Source organism: Undibacterium umbellatum (assembly GCF_014284125.1).
Lineage (GTDB): Bacteria > Pseudomonadota > Gammaproteobacteria > Burkholderiales > Burkholderiaceae_D > Undibacterium > Undibacterium umbellatum.
Genome location: NZ_JACOFX010000021.1, coordinates 21,687 through 40,870 on the forward strand (window position 1 = coordinate 21,687; position 19,184 = coordinate 40,870).

Consider the following 19,184-nt stretch of genomic DNA (forward strand, 5'->3'; position numbering starts at 1 on the left):
TCTCTATCTTTTTGCGATTTTTTTAATAATCAGGCTTTGGATTGCTGACCACGCCTACGGCGGCGGTCATTGTCCAGACGCTGGCGCTTACGGGCTTGTCCGCCATCAATATTGGAGATATCTTCCGTCACCAGTGACTGATCACGACTACGTAAATGGGCGGCAAGGGCGGCGATGCTGGTGTGCTGGAACACTTCGGTGATGCTGAGTACCCGTCCGGTATCCGCCTGCAATTGCTGGCGCAGTCGTATCAGGTCCAGCGAGGTTGCCCCCAACTCAAAGAAATTGGTCTGTGGCGCAAGCTCATCATGGCCGAGCAGTGCAGCAAGACGCCTGCTAACCGTGCGCAACAATTTGTCGTCGATGACAGGGCTGTCATCTGGCAGCGCTGGTGTCGAAATGTCGCTGAAGACTTCTGAAGCTGATGCATGCCAGCGATTCTCTGGCATGACGACTCTGTTTTGCCATGCATCACTGTTCTGTGCCAGATTCAATAGCAAGCCGTGATATGCCAGGAACATCTCATCGACCAAACCTTCTGGGAATAGTGCATCGACCGAGTCCCAGTTGAATACCATGGAACCATCGCGCTCAACGACCTGCTGGTCTATCCATACCTGTGGCGTTTGGCTGATGCCATAGACAAATTCGCCCAACCAGTCAAGTTCTGCCGCGCCATCATTGGCAACGCCGAGACCACTAGTAAACACCACGGGCATGGCAACCTGGTTCAGGCGGCGGTTGCGGCGTGCAGCTTCGCGCAATACTCGGACTGCCGATACCTGCATGTGTTCCAGATCAGCCCAGATCTGGCGCTGAATGGAAAACGCCCTTTCAGCAAAATTGGCAGTTACAGTAGCATCAAAGCCCAGCAGCACGAGTGAAGTGAAATCACCGACGAGTGCATCGATTTCTTCATGCACAGGTGGACGGTTGAAAAGAGTCAGGTTCAGGGTAAAGCGCGGTATAGCAGACCAGTTGGCAAGCACTTCGCCATAAGCGGCCAACAATACTGCATTGACAGTGACGCCATGCGCTGCCGCCTGGGCCTGCAAGGCTTGCGTGTCTTGCGGTGTCAGGCTCGCTTCACGGCGGGTGAAGTGAGGCGGCGACACATCTTCTGGCGCATATTGGGTCAGCGGCAAAGCCGGAGCAGGTGCCAGTGTACTAAGCTTGTCATGCCAATACGCCAATGAGCGCTGGTAAGACGGCAGCAATTCAATTTGCTGGCTCAGCATGACATAGTCGCGGAAACTTGCTGTCAGTGGTGGCAATTGCAAATGAGGATCGCGGGCGAATTGCGACCATTCTGCCAGCAGAGTACGCATGGAGCGTCCATCACATACCAGATTGTCGAGGCTAACGAACAAGCGCACGCGGGTGTCTGTCATTTGCGCGGCACGCACGGTAAACAAGGGCCAGCGTGCTGTGTCGAATACTTCATGCGACAGTTCCAGGCGCGTGATTTCCAGCCACTCGGATACTTCAGCGGCACTGGCAGCACGCAAATCATGGCTGGCAAGGCGGTAAGCTGGCAAATTCTGCAGCACCTGTTGCATGCCATCGACATTGATGACTGCGCGCAACATGTCATGCCGTGCCACTACCTGCTGCCAACCTCGTTCCAGATCAGCCAAACCAAGGTCTGCAACTTCAATTTCGGCATATAGATGCGTGGAGACGCCGCCTAGCTCGAAACTTTCATCACGTCCTATCCAGTAGGCTTGCTGAACATCGGTCAACGGGAAGGGCGCATAGCGTGCAGCTGCATCAGGTAGTAACGGTGGCAAGCTGTCTTCATACGGGTCTGCCTTTGCGACTCTTTCAGCAAATGCCGACAGACTGGAGGCATCGAACAGGTCTGACAAGGCTACATGCGCATTCATGCCATGGCGGACTCTTTCTATCAAGCGTACCGCGATAAGGCTATCGCCGCCCAGGTCGAAAAAGTCATCGTCACCATGGAGGTCTGCAACACCCAGCAATTCTTGCCATATCCTGACCAAGTCGTTTGCAGGCGCCATTGCATCATTGCCAGTTTGACGAATAGCGCGGCGGGTTGCCCCCATTTCAGGCCGTGGCAATTGCTGGCGCATGACTTTTCCCGTAGCAGACAATGGCAAGGTATCCAGCTCAAGAATAGTTTGCGGCACCATATATGTAGGTAACAAGGTCGCCAGATGTTCTACCAGACGACGCGGGGCAAAGCGCAACACCGTATCGGTTTGCCGCGCTGCAAGTAAGTGCATGCCAGCATTGCTGTATGTGCCGGATGCAGCGCCGGCGGCAAAGCCTGCTTGCACCAATTCATCCAGCCACGCATTCTCTGGCAAAAGTGCATTGCCGTTTAGCTTCCTACGGTCTTCAAACTGGGTATAGCCACCTTCGAGCATGGCGACCGTTGCCAGTTGGAAATCGCTATTACGGGTGATTTCTGGTGCCATCAACATGCCACCTGCATTTAGCAGCCTGCGCAGACGACGCAGCAAGACAGGGATATTGCGGCTACGGTGCAAGGCATTGAATGCAATCAGCAGATCGAATTCATATTCCGGCATACCCTGTGTCGCCGCTGCCCGTTCATGTTCAAATACGCGACAGTGGATAGTGTGCAAGGGACTGGCGGCTTGTGCGGCAAACGCCTGTTCAGCCTGCTCAACCAGGCTGCGCGCGGGGTCAGTCAGCGTATAGTCAATCGTGCAATCACTTAGCTGCGCAAGCAAATCACGTGCTGATGCACCACTGCGCGCGCCAATTTCCAGTATGCGCAAAGGTCGCCCCAGAAGCTGGGCCACACTGCGTATGGCAGCCGCCAGTGCAACTGTGCAAAGACCGGACAAAGGGTTCATGCGTGTCATTTGTTCTGGGGCCAGAGTGTCATCAGCACCATAAAACACTTCCAGTGCACTGGCCTGGCCGCGCAACACTTCCAACCTTTGAGTTGCACCTGACCGCAGACGTTGCAGGACAGCGCGTGATAAACCGAAGTCCAGTGCTTCTGGAACCAGGGTATTCCAGGCAGCTTCGCTGTCATACTGCGTATTAAGATCGAGGGTGTTTAACCAGCGTTGTGCCAGCACGACCAAGTCTGGTGCCGGTGCCAGCATCTGCAGTAAGTCTTCCTTGTCGCCAACAGTTGCGCCGGCTGCCAGCAAGGTATCGCGCATCATACATTGACCTATATGGTCCATCAGGCTCCAGAACTGCTCCAGTCTCTCGGTTTGTCGCGGATTAGATGTCTGTGCAAAAGTTTGACGACTAATATGCTCAACAGCATTCCAGCGTTCACTGTGCAAGACAGGGTTGCCAGGAAATGCATCGTACAGACTAGTATCGGTGATGTTTGGCACGACCCATGCGGCCAGACGCTTGTTGCCACGTGCCGGGCCGACAGCATCGGCAACTGCCTCACGTACACCGGGGTGACTCAAGAGCGCGCTTTCAATTTCACCCAACTCTATGCGGTTGCCCGCGATTTTGACTTGGAAGTCGCGCCTTCCCAAAAATTCCAGCGTACCATCGCCCCAGTAACGCGCCAGGTCGCCGGTGCGGTACAGGCGTTCACCATCTACAGGGTGGGTGATAAAACTGGCAGCGGTCTTGGCAGCATCATTTTCATAAGCCACAGCCAGGCCTGTGCCGCCTATATACAAGTCGCCGCTGACATGGTCTGGGCAATCGCGCAGACGTGTATCCAATACACGATAATGCTGGTTGGCCAGAGGATAGCCATAGGGAATAGAGTGCCATTGCGCCGGCAAGACATTTGGCACGATAAACCAGTTGGACCAGATCGATGCCTCGGTTGCACCGCCCATTGCCACCAGTCTTGCCTGTGGTGCCTGGGAGCGCAGCCGTGCGGGCAGTCCCAGTGCAATCCAGTCACCGCTCAAGAATACCTGGTGCAAACCAGCCAGTGATGCACCGGCAGCTTCCGCTTCATCAAGCAAGAGTTCAAGCAGGGCAGGGACCGAATTCCAGATGGTGACACGATGACGCAACAGCAAATCCAGCCAATGCGCTGGGTCGCGTGTGCCACTTGCTGCTGGCAACACCAGTGCTGCACCGGTAGCAAAAATACCGAACAGGTCATACACGGACAAATCGAAATACAACGAAGACAGTCCCAGCACCCGGTCAGTATTGCTGATATCAAAACGGCGGTTGATATCCAGCACAGTATTCACAGCTCCACGATGATCAATCAATACCCCTTTGGGGATGCCTGTTGAACCCGAGGTGTAGATGACATAAGCATGGTCTGTCACTGCACGTTCAATGTGCGGGAAGCTGGCGGGCCAGGCTTGAGTCGCAACCTGGCCGGCATCAAGCACTGTCACTTCGCGTCCGGCACACATTTCCTGCACGATGGGCAGGCAATCTGCCTGTGTCACTACCAGTTTTATATGGCTACCATCAAGTATTGCCTGCAAGCGTGCGGCGGGCACATCTGCGTCCACCGGCACATATACGCAGGCAGAAGCCAGGATACCCAGGCAGGCAGCTATCTGTTCTGGCCCCTTGCGCATGACGATGGCAATACGGTCGCTGCGTGTAGCGCCATGCCGCAACAAGCCATTTGTCAGACGCAGGGACCAGTCTGCCAGTTCTGCATAAGACCATTGTTGCTCATGGGCGATCATGGCTATGGCTTGCGGGCTGCGTTGCGCCTGCTCAAAGAATAGCTGATCAAGGCAACGTTCAGGCATGGCGGCGGTGCTGGCATTGACTTGGGCGCGTATCGCTTGCTGTGTTTGTGGCAGTAGTGCAGGCAACGCCTGTTGCCATGCCAGTGGTTGTGTGGCCAGTTTTTCTAGCAGGCCGTGGTAAGCATTGAACATGGCATCCAGTGTGCCTGGCTGGAACAGGGCATCGACAGCATCCCAGTTATAAATCAATGCGCCATTGAGTTCACATGCTTGATGATCCAGCCAGACTTGCGGGGTTTGGCTGATACCATAGACGACGTTGCCGAGTGCACTATCCGGTGCAGCACCCTTGGTTGGGTCATTCATGCCCAGTTGACTGGTGAAAACGACAGGCATGGCAATCGCGTCCTGCCGTTCTCGGCCACGGTTCCATTCACGCATGACATCGACGGCGCTGAAAGCCCGATGCTGCAAATGTTCAAGCACTGTGCCATTGACGGCAGCCGCGCGCTGGCCAAATGGCAAGGCCTCGCTGCAGTCGAGTGGCAGCAGGGTAACTGCCGTAAAATCACCAAGCAGACGCGGCACATCGGCATGCCACGGAAGGCGGTCAAAAATAGTCAGGTTAAGCGTGAATTGCGGTTCTGCACTCCAGGCTGCCAGCACTTCGGCAAAAACTGCGATCAGCAATGACGCTGGAGTACAACCGGCCTGGGCGGCCTGGTCGCGCAAGCTTTGCCATAGTGGTGCCGCCAGTTGCTGTTGTCTGCGCGAAAATGTCGGGCTGGTCTGGCGCAAGGCCTCAGTTCGCAAAGGCAGTTGTGGCGCTGGTGGCAGGGCAGGGATGCGTTCCAGCCAGAATGCTTTGGCAGATTCGCGCTCGGCACGGCGCTCGCTACTGTGTACGTATTTGGCCAGCACATAATCACGGAAGGAAATCTGAAATGGCAATAAACCGGCAAGTTGCATATCCCCTTTTGCCTGGTACAGTGCCGCCAGTTCTTCCCAGATGATCTGACCGCTGGTGGCATCGTTGATCAGCATGTCTATGCCAATGTGCAATCTGACGCTACCTTCAGGAAGTCGGCTAGCACGGAGGTCAAACAGGGGCCATTTCGCCGCATCCATCACTTGATGCGACATGATTTCACGCCATGCTGTGCAATGTGCATCAGCAGCGCTCTGATCGGCATCAGTCAGATCAGCTACCCGGAAGGCATAGCTAGGTACTGTAGGCAGCACTCGTTGTAGGCCATCTTCAGCAATGACCAGACGCAGTGCACTGTGGCGGGCAACAAGCATATTCCAGCAACGTTCCAGCAAGTCCAGGTCCAGCCCGTTTGGTGCGTCAGCTTCCAGGTAGGCATGACAAGCTACACCACCGAGTCCATAGTGGCTGTGACGACCTATCCAATATGCGTGTTGCAATTCAGTCAACTGGAAAGGCGAGTTTGCATTGGCGGGGTCGGCAATGATTTGTTCTGCTTCTTTCTGAGCACGACTCTCTGGTAGTTGTTTGCCAAGTTGTTCGATTAAATAGTCCGTCAGGCCTTGTGGCGTATTGCGTTCAAAAATGGCTTTCAGTTCACATTTGATACCCAGACTCGCTTCGCAACGGCGAGAGAAATCCATGACCAGTATTGAATCCATACCTAGTTTTAGCAGTTGAATATCTGGTGTCAGTTGTGCCGGTGGAATGCGCAAGGTGCGCGCAAGTTCTGCAATCACAAAGGCATGCGCAGCTGCCTGGCGTGCCTGTTCATCCAGCGCATGCAGGGCGCTGGGCGTATCTGCCGTTACGGAAACAGCGATTGCATTTGCCTGACTGGCACTCAGGCAACGCTTGAAAGTGTTGGCCGGGTTATACAGCGCATACAGGGGAACAAATTGTTGCCAGTCGACATCGACGGCGACGCAAGTGCCGTCATCTGTTTCATGCTCGCCGCCTAATAGTTCGTCCAGCGTGGCGAGATAACGGGCGGGTGCCAGCCTCCTTATGCCTGCTGCCCGCAATAATTGCAGCAAGTCTTCATCCACTTCCGACATGCCAGCACCGCCACCCCAGGGGCCCCAGGCAATTGCCAGGGAAGGCAAGCCCTGGTGGTGACGCATGCGCGCCAGTGCGTCCTGGTAGGCATTGGCAGCGCCATAAGGAATTTGCAAGCGCGAACCCCAGATGCCGGAAATGGAAGTGAAGCAGACAAAGTAATCCAGTGCACGCTTACACGTATGTTCATGCAATAGCCATGCACCTTGTATCTTGGCGCGGCTGACTGCCTGGTAATCCTCATTCGTGATCGTGGCCAGGTCATTGAAACGGCTGGTACCTGCACAATGGAAGACACCGGCAAGGCTGAAGCCGCTATCCTGCTCCATGCCAGTGATGTGGGCAAATACTCGCTCCATGTCATCTTCATCTGCCACGTCGGCATCAATATGAGTAATCTGTATGCCCTGGGCTTTCAATAAGGCAAGTCGTGCCTGCCAGCCCGAAGGTGCAGCGCGGCGTGCTAGCAACACCAGGTGACGTGCGCCACGGGTTGCGAGCCAGTCTGTAGCATGACGGCCCAGTGCACCGTAGGCACCGGCCACAAGATAGATGCCATCCTGTTTCAGCACTGGTGGCAGTGCCACTTTTGGCGATTGTGCAGCGACATGCTCAAGACGCGGGTGCAACCACAGTCCTTTACGCAAGGCTACGGCTTCTTCATGGCCAAATAAGGGGAGCAGGGCTGGTACGGCAGCTGCGAACGGCATCAGGCCAGCATCACTGTCCGCCAGTAGCCAGCGTGGACCTGGATATTCAAGTGCCAGCGCCCGTGCTGCGCCCCAAAGCGAGGCTTGCAAAGGATTGCCTGAAGTTCCTGCAATTGCCTGTCCTGAATTGGTTGGCAGCAGGATGCGTGGTTTCTTCTGAAGGTGTTGCAGTACCTTGACAAATTCAGTCAACTGCCAGCCTTGTTGATCAGCCAGTGTCACGTGCTCAGCCTGTGTATGCCAGCTATTGAGATAAATGACGACATCGCTGTCTCCTAGCTGTACTGCTGCCAGTGGCCATTCATCTGCCGTCAATGAGTAGGTAGTGGCACCATTGGCTTCCAATTCGGCAGCAAAGGCGGCAGTATGCGAAATATCGCCACCTAGCAGGAAATAACGCTGCGCATGTGTCTCATTTTTTGCCAGTGTGAAGTGTTCCCACTGTATGGCGTATAGGTCAACTGGCTTTGCTGCGGCGCGCTCTGGCTGCGGTTGCAGTTGCAACGGCAGACGTGGCGCATCATCGTCATAATCTAGCCAATAGCTTTGGCGTTCAAACGGGTAACGTGGCAAGCTACGAGGAGATGGCAGGCTGCCAGAGAATACATGGTCCCAGTCAAAATCCTGTCCGCTGATATACAGTGCAACGCAGGCATCGCCTATGGCGACAAGATCACTGCCACTACGGCGCAAGCTTGCCAGGCAATTGACAGCATGCGGCCATTGCTGCACAGCCTGATTACGCTGTGCCACGGCACTCAGAATCGCGTTCGGACCTATTTCCAAAAGAATGTCGCAGGCGCTGACGGCATTTTGCAAGGCCTGGTCAAAGCGTACTGGCTGGCGTGCGTGATTTGTCCAATAGGCTGCATCTGGTGCCTGCGTAAGCAATTCGCCTGTGAGGCTGGAACAGAGCGCAATGTGAGGTGCTTGCATCTCTTGCGCGGCACACTCGCTTTCCCATGCAGCTAGCATGGGATCAAGCAAGGGAGAATGGAAGGCATGAGATACCTGCAAGGAACGGGCATGTAGTTGCTGCGCAGTCAGCAAGGCTTGTACTGCTTCTATCGCTGCCGAAGAGCCAGAAAACACCACGTCCTGCGGGCCATTGTAGGCTGCGATAGCAATCTCGCTGGCATAGTCAGCATGCAATCCGGCCAGCACGGCAAGTGCCTGCTCTGGCGTTGCCCGCGCCGCCAGCATGGCACCACCAGCAGGTAGTGCTTGCATCAAAACGCCACGCTTGACGATCAGACGCGCGGCCTGCTCCAGTGTCAGTGCACCGGCGATGACCATGCCTGCGAATTCACCTATGGAGTGGCCGAGCACGATACTTGGCTGCACGCCAAAAGCCTGCCACATTTTCGCCAAGGCATAGCCAAGCGCAAACAGCGCAGGTTGAGCAAATGCGGTTTGTTGCAGGCGCACGTCGTATGCATCATCATGCATCAGGGTGATGACTGACATACCCAGATCAGTTGCGAGCGCTGCATCAACAGCATCCAGCGCCTGACGGAAATCACGCTGCTGCGCATACAGTTCACGTGCCATGCCACTATATTGTGAGCCTTGACCGGTGAACAGAAAGCCTATTCTTGGATTGCGCATTGCTTCTGTCGCTGTATATTCTGGTGCTGCCAGTTGTTGCAAGCCGTTAGCCAGTTCTTCGCGGTTGGATGCCAGCACAGCGGCACGCATGCCATGATGTTCACGCTGGCGTGCCATTCCACGGGCCATTGCAGGCAAGTCGTCATAGCCAGCCAAATTTCCTGCATAGCTGGAGGCCAGCATGCGCAATGATTCTGGTGAGCGCGCTGACAGCAGGAAAAGTTGCGGTGCAGTGATTTTTTCTGATGGTTTGGCGCTGGACATCAAAGGTGCCTGTTCCAGCAAGACATGGGCTATGGTTCCGGCGAAACCATATGAGGTCACTCCCGCGCGCCGCAAAACCTGGCGCTTGGGCCAGTTGATAGTTTGTTCAGGCACCCGCGCAGGAATCAGATCTAGGTTAATCAATGGATTGACTTCATGCAATTCAACCGCAGGTGGCAATTTTCCATGTTCGATGGCGAGTATGGTCTTTACCAGGCCTGCGGCACCGGCGGCAGCTTCCAGGTGACCAATATTGGTCTTGACTGACCCCAGCCATAAAGGGTCGTCAAGGTCTCGTCCGCGGAAAACATCAGCGACGGATTGATATTCAATCGGGTCACCCAGACGGGTGCCTGTGCCATGCAATTCTATGTAATCGATATCGGCGGGTGTCAGTCCGGCCTTTTTAAGCGCCAGAGTCAACAGGCGTTGCTGGGCAGCTCCATTCGGTGCTGACAGGCTGCTACCTGCGCCGTCCTGACGTACCGTCGTGTCGCGGATGACGGCACGTATGGCATCACCATCGGCAAGTGCATCGGACAAGCGTTTCAGTACCAGCACCACACATCCTTCGCCCCGCACATAACCGTCGGCGCGTGCATCCAGCGTCTTGCAACGTCCATCAGGGGCCAGCATGCCCGCCTTGTGCAATACCAGATCAACTTCAGGCAATAACTGCAATTTAACGCCAGCAGCGAGTGATAAACCAGATTCACGCGCCCGCAAGCTTTGTACTGCCAGATGCAAGGCACTATGTGAAGCCGAGCAGGCAGTATCTACTGCCATGGAAGGACCTTCCCAGCCAAAACTAAAAGACAGGCGGCCGCAGGCAGCAGCAAACGAAGTGCCTGTGCCCCAATAAGCATCGAAGTGCGATGGTTCTCCACTGATGAAAGGTAGGTGACCATAGTCACCTGTACCAATGCCAACAAACACACCAGTGTCGCTGCCGCGCAAGACAGAAGGGCGCTGACCTGCATCTTCCAGCGCATGCCAGGCCACTTCAAGTAGCAGGCGCTGCTGGGGATCTGTGTTCATTGCTTCACGCGGTGACATGCCAAAAAAAGCGGCGTCAAACTGATCTACCTGATTCAGGTAAGCACCGAAACCGGGTATATCTTCACGGGTGCGGAAACGTTCTGACGGCGCAGGGCGTATGGCACAGCCGCCTTGTTCCAGCATTTCCCAGAATGCTTCATCGCTGTTGGCATCTTGCCCATCCTGGCCAGGCAGGCGAAATGCCATGCCAATGACGGCGATGGCTTCTTTGTCTACCGAAGCGTGAGATGCTTTTTCTGTATCAATATCCGGAGCGGAAGAAACAGTAGACTTGTTATCGGTAGCGAGTGGCAAGCGTGCTTGAGTTATCACGGCAGTCTGCAGGTGCACTGCCAGTTCAGTCAGACTGGGGTGATCGAATATCACGTTGTCAGGCAATTTTATGCCGAGAGATTTTGCCGCGTTTGCGACCAGGCGCGCTGCCGACATAGAATCCAGGCCATAATTGAACAGGCTCGTGTCAGGATGTATTGTTCTTGCTGTGACCGTACCCAGTATGGCAGCAGCTTCGTTTGCCAGCCAGTTGCGCAAGTGCTGATGACGTTGCACCAATGACAGCGGGCGCAACTTATCCAGCAAACCTGTGTCACCAGATGTTTCTGATACTTGATGAGCTTTTATCACATGTTGATACAGGACTGGTAAGCTACCATCAAGATAAGACTGACGCACAGCAGCACGCCTTACCTTGCCACTGGTTGTGCGCGGCAAAGTGCCTTTGCGTATCAGTACGACTGCATGGCTGCTTAGTTGATGTTCTTCCGCTACTGCTGTTCGGATGGTGTTGATTATTTGCTGGTAGTCGACATCAGCCCGCTTCGTGACCTCCTGCACAATGACCAGGTGCTCTGTTTGTTCGTCACCCTGAGTGACTGAGAATGCCGCGCCGCTTTCCGGAACTGTGGCCTCATGACTGCGGCCACTGGTGACTTCTATATCGTTCGGATAATGGCACTGTCCGCGAAACAGCAGCATGTCCTTGAGTCGGCCGGTGACAAATAAATGCCCCTCATGCATGAAACCCATGTCACCAGTACGCAGGTAGGGCTTGCTGTCTTCTTCATTGATATTGATGCTAGCTATGCATGCCCCAAAGATATCGCGATTCAGTTCAGGTTTGTTCCAGTAACCGCCAGCAACGGCGGGGCCATTGATCCAGATTTCTCCAACCTGGTCTTCAGCCATTGCTGCATGGGTTTCGGGGTTGACGATGCGCACATCCTGGCCACCAAAATCATTGCCATTGCTGGTGTAGCGTCGCATGCCTGTGTCGGCATTTTCTTCGAGGGCTGGACTGACGACAGCATGCCCTCGTTCCAGTTTCGCTTTGTCCACATCAATGAAATATGGATCATGGTCGTCAACATGAGCCGTCACCAGTAAGGTCGCTTCCGCCAGACCATAAGCGGGTTTGATGGCTGTGCGGCGCAAGCCTTGCTCAGCAAATGTGGCATAAAAGCTTTTTATCTGAGTGGGCAATACAGGTTCGGCCGCAGGCATCAGGCAAGTTACAGATGCCAAGTCGATGGTAGCCAGTCTGTGTGGCGCTGTTTTAGCTTCATCAGCACACAGGCGCAAAGCGAATGAAGGGCATGGTAGAGCAGTGGCGCGCTCACGCGTTGCTAGTTCCAACCAGCGCAAAGGGTCGGCAGCAAAGGCCATCGGTGCCATATAGACAGCCCGGCCCCCATAGGCAAGCGGCAGCAATATGCCCATGATCAAACCCAGATCGTGGAACAGTGGCAACCAGCTGGCAATGACTGTATTACTGGCTGGACGGGTGTTGACTGCGGTCAGTCGTCCCAAAAATTCTAGATTGTGCAGCATGGGGCCGTGACGGTTGACTACCCCTTTAGGCTGACCAGTCGAACCTGAGGTGTACTGCAGGAAGGCCAGTGCCGTGCCATTCAGTGCGGGACGTTGCCAGATTTGCGAACTTTCTTCCTGTAAATCCTCCAGTTGCAGCAAACGCAAACCATGTTCATTGGCAAAAGCTTGCAGGTCGCTGCCACTTGCATCAGTAACTTGCTGGTTGCTGATGACCAGGGTTGGCCTGCAATCACGTGTAATGTCGCCCAGCTTTGGCAGCACGCGTCTAACTCTGGCAGCACCCGGTAAATTAACTGGCACACCAGTGACTCCGGCATAAAAACAGGCCAGCAAGGAGACTACATAATCTATGCCTGATGGAAAGAGGATCAGCGCACTGTCACCCGGATTTGTGCATTGCTGCAGGCTGGCGGCGCAACACTTTACGCGTTCTGACAAGGCAGAATAAGTCAGGCGCACATCATCATTGATATCTGTGCCTACCGCGCGCTGGCCTATAAAGCATAGGGCTTCGGCATCGGGCTGGTGCAGTGCATGATGTTCTATCCAGTCAACCAGAGTCGGGTGCTGGCTCAAAGAGATGGCAGGTGTATTGGTCATCGTTTTTCTCTATATCAGTTGGCATGGCGGAAACTGGCCCGGTTTGCTGGATTGCTTATGGCTTTTCCGCATTAGCATATGAATATCTTCTAAATGAGAATGATTATCAATTAAAAGTACCGATTACGATATTTTTTGCACCGATCACGGTAGTGCGCCGCGGAAATGCCGTAGATACTGCGGCCACTGATCAAAGAGGAGTGGAAATGAAGTTGAGTTATTTGCGTAGTGTTTTACTCGCCAGCGGTGCACTGGGTGCTAGCAGTTTGATGAGCGGGGCAATGGCGCAGCAGCGCGAAGATTATGTGTTGCCAGAACTGGTGGTTACTTCCACCAAACTTGACGCGACCGGGCTGACACCGGATGTTGCCAGTTCAGTTGCCACTGCAGCGCGCCTTAATGCCGCTGGTATCGTGCGTACCGATGAGCTGGGCAAAATGTTTCCTGAGCTGACAGTTATGCCGCGCAGTACCCGGGTTTACTCGCTTTTCGGCATGCGTGGAGCTCCCTCCATTGATTTTTATAATCCTGCGGTAACCGTCTATGTCGATGGCATACCCCAAGATATGTCTTATTTTAGCCAGCCCCTGGCTGGTGTAGCGCAAATTGAATTATTAAAAGGGCCACAAGGCAGCCTGTATGGACGTTCTGCACAGGCTGGCGTCATCAATATTGTCACCAGCAAACCGAACAACAACAGCAAAGCAAATTTGACTCTGGATCTCAGCAATATGACACGCAGACTTGATGTCATGGCCAGTGGTGCCTTGATCAAAGACAGTCTGTATGGTGACATCAATGTTTATGCCGACGAATATCCAGGTCGCTTACGTGCCAATGGTGCTGCTAAAGTTGCTGATGATTTGGGTTCTAGCCGCGAAGTTTTGGGACGGGCGCGTTTGCGCTGGGCACCAACGGGTGGCAATCTTGATGCCTTGCTGACATTGAGCCGCGATCGCTACAGCGCACATGATGAGTACTTCCAGTCTTTCCCATTGAAAGACCGTCGGGCGATCGCTAGCACGCCATTTGATTTTGCCGAACCAATGCTGACCCGCACGGTCAGCCAGGTTGGGCTTGTTGTCGACTATTTCATGCATGACTGGAAGCTGACATCCAGTAGTTCTTATCAGGACAGGAAATTCGATCGCGTCATCACCACAGGTAATGCTGACCCGGAAAATCAGAAGACCTATTACCAAGAATTGCGCCTTGCGACCAGCGGTGGGAAACGCGCTGTAGATGGGGTGTTTGGTCTGTATTATGAAAAGCAGGATTTTGAACGCCTACGTGGTGTGGCAGTGGCAACAGTGCCTGCCTTCCTGTTCCCGGGTCCAAGTAAAAGTGCAACGACCATCACATCCACGGCGATCTTTGGTGAAGCAGTCTGGCATATTAATGAACGCCTGGATTTGACGGGTGGCTTGCGTTACAGCGTAGATAAAGCAGAGATTGATTTTAGACGCACAGGTCCTGCGGGCCTGTCTTTTGTGGCGGACAAGCGCTTCAGTCATATCAGTCCCAAGCTGGCACTGGGTTATCAATTAACGCCTGAATGGCGTGTATATGGCTTGATTAGCGAAGGCTACAAAGCTGGAGGTTATAACCGTGTTGCAGAAAACACAGTGGGTGGCATTCCTTACGAGGCAGAAACCATACGAAACCTGGAAGCAGGTTTCAAGGCTGACCTGATGGGCCATCGTTTGCAACTGGATGGCACGATTTTTCATAGCAATACCCGCGACTTGCAGGCACCAGTGCAATCTGGTCCATTCCAGATGCTGACCAATGTCGGTGATGCCAAAACCAATGGTCTGGAAATCAATGCCGCCTTCGCTGCCACACCAGACTTCAGTGTGCGAGGTGGTGCCAGTTGGACGCATAGCACCATAGAAAACTTCCACGCGCCAGTTGGCAACGTAGATTTGAATGGCAAACGTGTGCCCTATGTTGCTCCCGTCAGTTTGCGGGCAGGCATGGAATATCGCTTCCAGTTGGCTGGTGCAGGCACGCTGCGCTGGAACACCGGTCTGACTTATTCAGGCGACCTGTGGTTCGATACCGCCAATACCCTGCGTCAGCCGACTTATACACTTATTGATACTTCGCTTAACTGGGAAATCAACAAGCGGCTTAACCTTACTGCCTATGTCGACAATGCTGGTGACCGTATCGTTCCTAACTATGCGTTTTCGTTCGGCCCTCTCGGCAATTTTGGACAATACAATCGTGGGCGCACGGTTGGCTTACGCCTACAAGCGCAATTATGATGAAAAAAATTGGCGCACCTATGGCTGCGGGCAGCCTGCTTACTGTACTGGGTGCTTTGTATGCTACCCAGGGATTGTTGAGTGGGCTGGTGCATGAAGGTTTGCCCGTGCTCTTGCGGGCGCGTGGCATAGGCCTGGACAAGATAGGTTTGCTGTCGCTGTTGTTTTTGCCGAGTGCCTTGAAATTTTTATGGGCCTCACGCATAGACCGCATGACAGGTGGTCAGCCTGAACAAAGCTTGCGCTGGGCAAGTAATTTTCAGCTATTCCTGCTGTTTGGTGTGCTGGTGTTGACTTTGCTACCGCTAGAATCCGCGCTGTCAGGCATCATGCTTTTGTTGCTGGTGTTGATGGTGGCATCGGTGACACAAGATATAGTCACCGACGGCATGGCAGTGCAAGCATTGGCTGTTACCCAGCGCAGCCTGGGCAATAGCATGCAAATTGGTGGCAGCTATCTTGGCTATATCCTGGGTGGTGGTGTGCTGGTGACTGTGGTTGGCTACGTTGGTTGGGAAACCGGAATACGCTGTCTTGCTGCACTAGTTGCTTTATGCGGTTTGCCCGCACTATGGCTACGCAGACGACGTATATCACCAGCGGCACCTGTCATTAAGACTACGCCCAGCCTTAGAGCAGCCTGGCGCCGCCCCACTATACGCTGGGGAATGGCAACCATCATCAGTTGCCAGGCGTCTTTGCGGTGGTTCAGTACCATCATGCTGACTTATCTGGTGGACCGTGGCTTTGCGGTGGTCGAGATCGGCATCTTGTCCGGTGTAGGTGTGGCTATCGCTGGTGTGGTCGGTGCCTTGCTCGGTGGCTTGCTGCTCAAACGTTATCAACGGCTCAGTATGTTGAAGGCCAGCCTGGTAGCATATTTGGCGCTGCAGCTTGTCTACCTGCTTATCGAAAGTCAGGCATGGCATACGAAACCCTTGCTGGCTGGCGTGTTTCTGCTGTTTTGTACGACGATGTCGCTAGGTTTCGTGGTCTTGTACACAATTATGATGGACTGGGCATCACCAGCGCAGGCCGGTACTGATTATTCTTTGCTGCAATGTACCGACGCATTTTGTGCATTGGTATTCGGTCTGAGTGCTGGCTGGGTCACTTCCAGACTGGGCTATGGTGCGACTTTCATCATCACCAGTGGTCTGGCATTTGCGGGTTTACTGCTGGCCCCTCGTCTATATGCTAGAGCCTTAACCAATGGAGAAGCTGAGGTAGTAGCAGAAGATCCGGTACTGTCGGCTCTGGCAGAGGTCAGGTCATGACGGAGGTCAAATTGCAAGTACAAGAAGCGGCGGGCTTGACTCGTCTTGTATATGCACGCCTGAACGACCTAGTGACGGCACTGGATGCTGGGCAGCGTTTTGAATTCATGAATCGCGGCTATGCGGAAGCGGGAAGCAAACAGTCTGCAGGAGATATGCAGGAACGCCTGTTGTGGGAGATTATCGGTGACACGGCTCTGGATGGTTGTCATATTCTTGATGCGGGCTGTGGTCGTGGCGGCACGCTGGCGGCTATTGCACGCAAACAGACATCTGCCAGTTTGACTGGCATTGATTTGTCACCTGAACAGATCGATGCCTGCCGCAGCCGTTTTGGGAGATTGAAAGTACGCTGGCAGGTAGCTGATGCAGCCAACTTGCCTCAGGTGGCTGGCAGTCAGGATGTGATACTGGCTATTGAGTTGCTCAAGGAATTGCATACACCATCTGCATTCGTGCTTAGTGCAGCGCGCTTACTGAAGACGGGCGGCTGTCTGTTGATTGCAGATTTGCTCAACGAGGATGCTTGGAAAACGTTGAGCAGGCAACTTCTTGAAGGTGGTTTCAGGCTGGATTCCTGTCGTGATCTTAGCGCAGGCGTATTGGCTGCTGCCAACGTCAGACAGATGCAGTATCAAGAAAATGGTGGTAATGGCGATGCCGCCACCAATGAAGAAAATTTTCTAAGAACCGTACTCAGTGAAGAGCTCGCAGCGCAGCAGACAGCACTGGCAACGGCCAGTTTGCGCTATAAGGCTCTGCGTCTTATCCGTGATGGCAGACCAGTCAATGAAAGCCTGCCACATTGGCAGCTTCCCGTGCCAACAGCAATCGCCCGGGTAACAGAAACATCTGCTTTTGCTGCACCAGCAGCCGTTGGCGAGGTTTTTCCTTATGGTATGCCTTGCGATGCTACGCGTTTGCCTGTCTTTGCTTTTCCTTTCGCGGGTGGTGGTGCCTCGGTTTTTCGAGGCTGGCATCAAACGCTGGCGAACGACATGCAATTTTGCCCAGTACAGTTGCCTGGCCGCGAAGGATTTATGATGGAAAGTCCTTTGCAATCAATGGACCAGTGGGTAGCTTGGGTCATGACACAAATTCGGCCACAACTTGATGCCATGGGCGATGAGCGTCCATTTGCTTTGTTCGGCCATTGTCTAGGTGGCCTGCTGGCATACGAGCTGGCACTGGCTTTGACCGAGGCTGGCAGGCCACCAGCAGCCCTATGGTTGACCGCAACCAATCCGCCGCATCTGCCATTGTCATCCATGCTGATCAATTTATTGCAGATCGCTCCTTTCGATCATGCTGACTTGGCAATTGTACTCAAGGTGTTGGGCGGTACGCCGCCAGATGTGCTGGCAGCACCAGCCATGATGCGCGCGGTGCAAAAGACCATGCAGGCGGATTTCGCCGTCGGCGCGCGCTACCAGCGTTTTGAGAAGCGACGTCTACCTTGCCCTGTACATACCATAGCAGGTACGCGTGACAAACTTGTCACACCAGCGCATATGCGGGGTTGGCAAACCTACAGCGCGACACCTGTTGCAGGCATGAGCATAGACGCCGAACATTTTTTTCTGCGCGGGTCTCGTACAGAAGTGCAGGCCATGCTACGCACGCAAGCTGCGGCAATAACAGGGAAAGCAGGAAATATCGTATGAGTAGTAAAAGTATCTTGATATCCGGTGCAGGTATTGGTGGCCTTTGTGCAGCATGGTGGCTAAGTCGCAGCGGCTATGCAGTCACTATTGTTGAACAGGCAGCTACTTTGCGCGATGAAGGTTATATGCTCAGTGTGTCTGGTGCAGGCATGCGGGTGATGGGGGAGATGGGCTTGCTGGTGCAACTCCGCCAGGCAGGATTGTCCATGGACCGTCATCTCTACCTGGATGTTCGCGGGAACACCATCATGCAATTTAATCACGGCAAGCTGATGGCGCAACTCGACCATCAAACGGTTTTGCGCAATGATCTTGCCAACATCTTGCATCAAAGCCTGAACGATACAGCGAACTTGCAATTGGGGACAAGAATTTCCTCTCTACAGCAAGATGAGCAGGGTGTAGATGTACGGCTCAGCAACGGTCAAGCCGGACGCTTTGACTATGTGATTGGCGCTGATGGTTTTCGTTCAACGACGCGGCGGCTGGCATTTGGACCAGATACGGAATTTTGCCAGCATCTGGGCATGCATGCAGCAGCTTACTGGATGGATGCTGGCACGCAATTGGAAGAAGATATGGTTGCCATTGCCGAGCCACGCCGCATGAGCATGTACTACCGGCTTGGCAGCAAAGGCATCACAGCGTTGCACATCTGGAAATCCGATCTGGACACCGCAGCGACGCAAGAGGCTCGCAAAGATCAGTTGTTAGCTCAATTTGCTGGCAGTCATGCCCGTGTTACAGATGCTATTACCAATTTACCTGCTACACGCTCCATCTACATGGATGCGCTGATGCAGGTGCACATGTCTGAATGGAGTCGTGGCAGGGTGGTCTTGCTGGGAGACGCTGCACATTGCCTGAGTTTGGCAAACGGGCAGGGTGCCAGCATGGCACTGGCAGGGGCTTGCTGCCTGGCGCAAGAATTGGCGGCAGATTCCAGTCCGGCGGCCTTGCAGCGCTACCAACAACGTATGTCACCCGGCTTACATGCTTTGCAAGTCCGTGGGCGCAAGGCAGCCAGCTTGTATTTGCCTGACAGTGCATGGTCTTTCCGGATGCGCAACTGGATCATGGGCGCCATGCCCAAGTCCATGCTGCTCAATTATTTTCTCAAAAGTGCGCGAGAAGAAATTCACCTGGCAGACCATATTCAACTACGACAGCTAAGCAAGCAGGCAGCATAATGAGCGACCAAGCAAA

General features: G+C 54.0%; 5 protein-coding genes. 4 read left to right on the top strand and 1 reads right to left on the bottom strand.

The window, feature by feature from the left end:
* Positions 1-29: 29 nt before the first annotated feature.
* Positions 30-12,767, bottom strand: coding sequence for a non-ribosomal peptide synthetase/type I polyketide synthase (locus H8L47_RS25410; RefSeq protein WP_186956499.1), 12,738 nt, complete (start codon positions 12,765-12,767; stop codon positions 30-32).
* A 206-nt stretch (positions 12,768-12,973) separates the two neighbouring features.
* Here H8L47_RS25410 and H8L47_RS25415 point away from each other — a divergent pair, with 206 nt between their 5' ends.
* Genes H8L47_RS25415 through H8L47_RS25430 form a run of 4 tightly spaced genes read left to right on the top strand, consistent with a single transcriptional unit; the run spans position 12,974 to position 19,168 of the window.
* Positions 12,974-15,037, top strand: a complete 2,064-nt coding sequence (locus H8L47_RS25415) for a TonB-dependent receptor (protein WP_186956500.1) — start codon at positions 12,974-12,976, stop codon at positions 15,035-15,037.
* Entirely contained in the window at positions 15,034-16,314 is a 1,281-nt protein-coding gene (locus tag H8L47_RS25420) for an MFS transporter (RefSeq protein WP_186956502.1), read from the top strand. Before H8L47_RS25415 ends, H8L47_RS25420 begins: the two co-directional genes overlap by 4 nt.
* Positions 16,311-17,978: a thioesterase domain-containing protein gene (locus tag H8L47_RS25425; RefSeq protein ID WP_186956504.1), complete on the top strand. Its 1,668-nt coding sequence runs from the start codon at positions 16,311-16,313 to the stop codon at positions 17,976-17,978. The genes H8L47_RS25420 and H8L47_RS25425 overlap by 4 nt, the downstream gene beginning before the upstream one ends.
* Positions 17,975-19,168, top strand: coding sequence for an FAD-dependent monooxygenase (locus H8L47_RS25430; RefSeq protein ID WP_186956506.1), 1,194 nt, complete (start codon positions 17,975-17,977; stop codon positions 19,166-19,168). The genes H8L47_RS25425 and H8L47_RS25430 overlap by 4 nt, the downstream gene beginning before the upstream one ends.
* Positions 19,169-19,184: the final 16 nt, after the last annotated feature.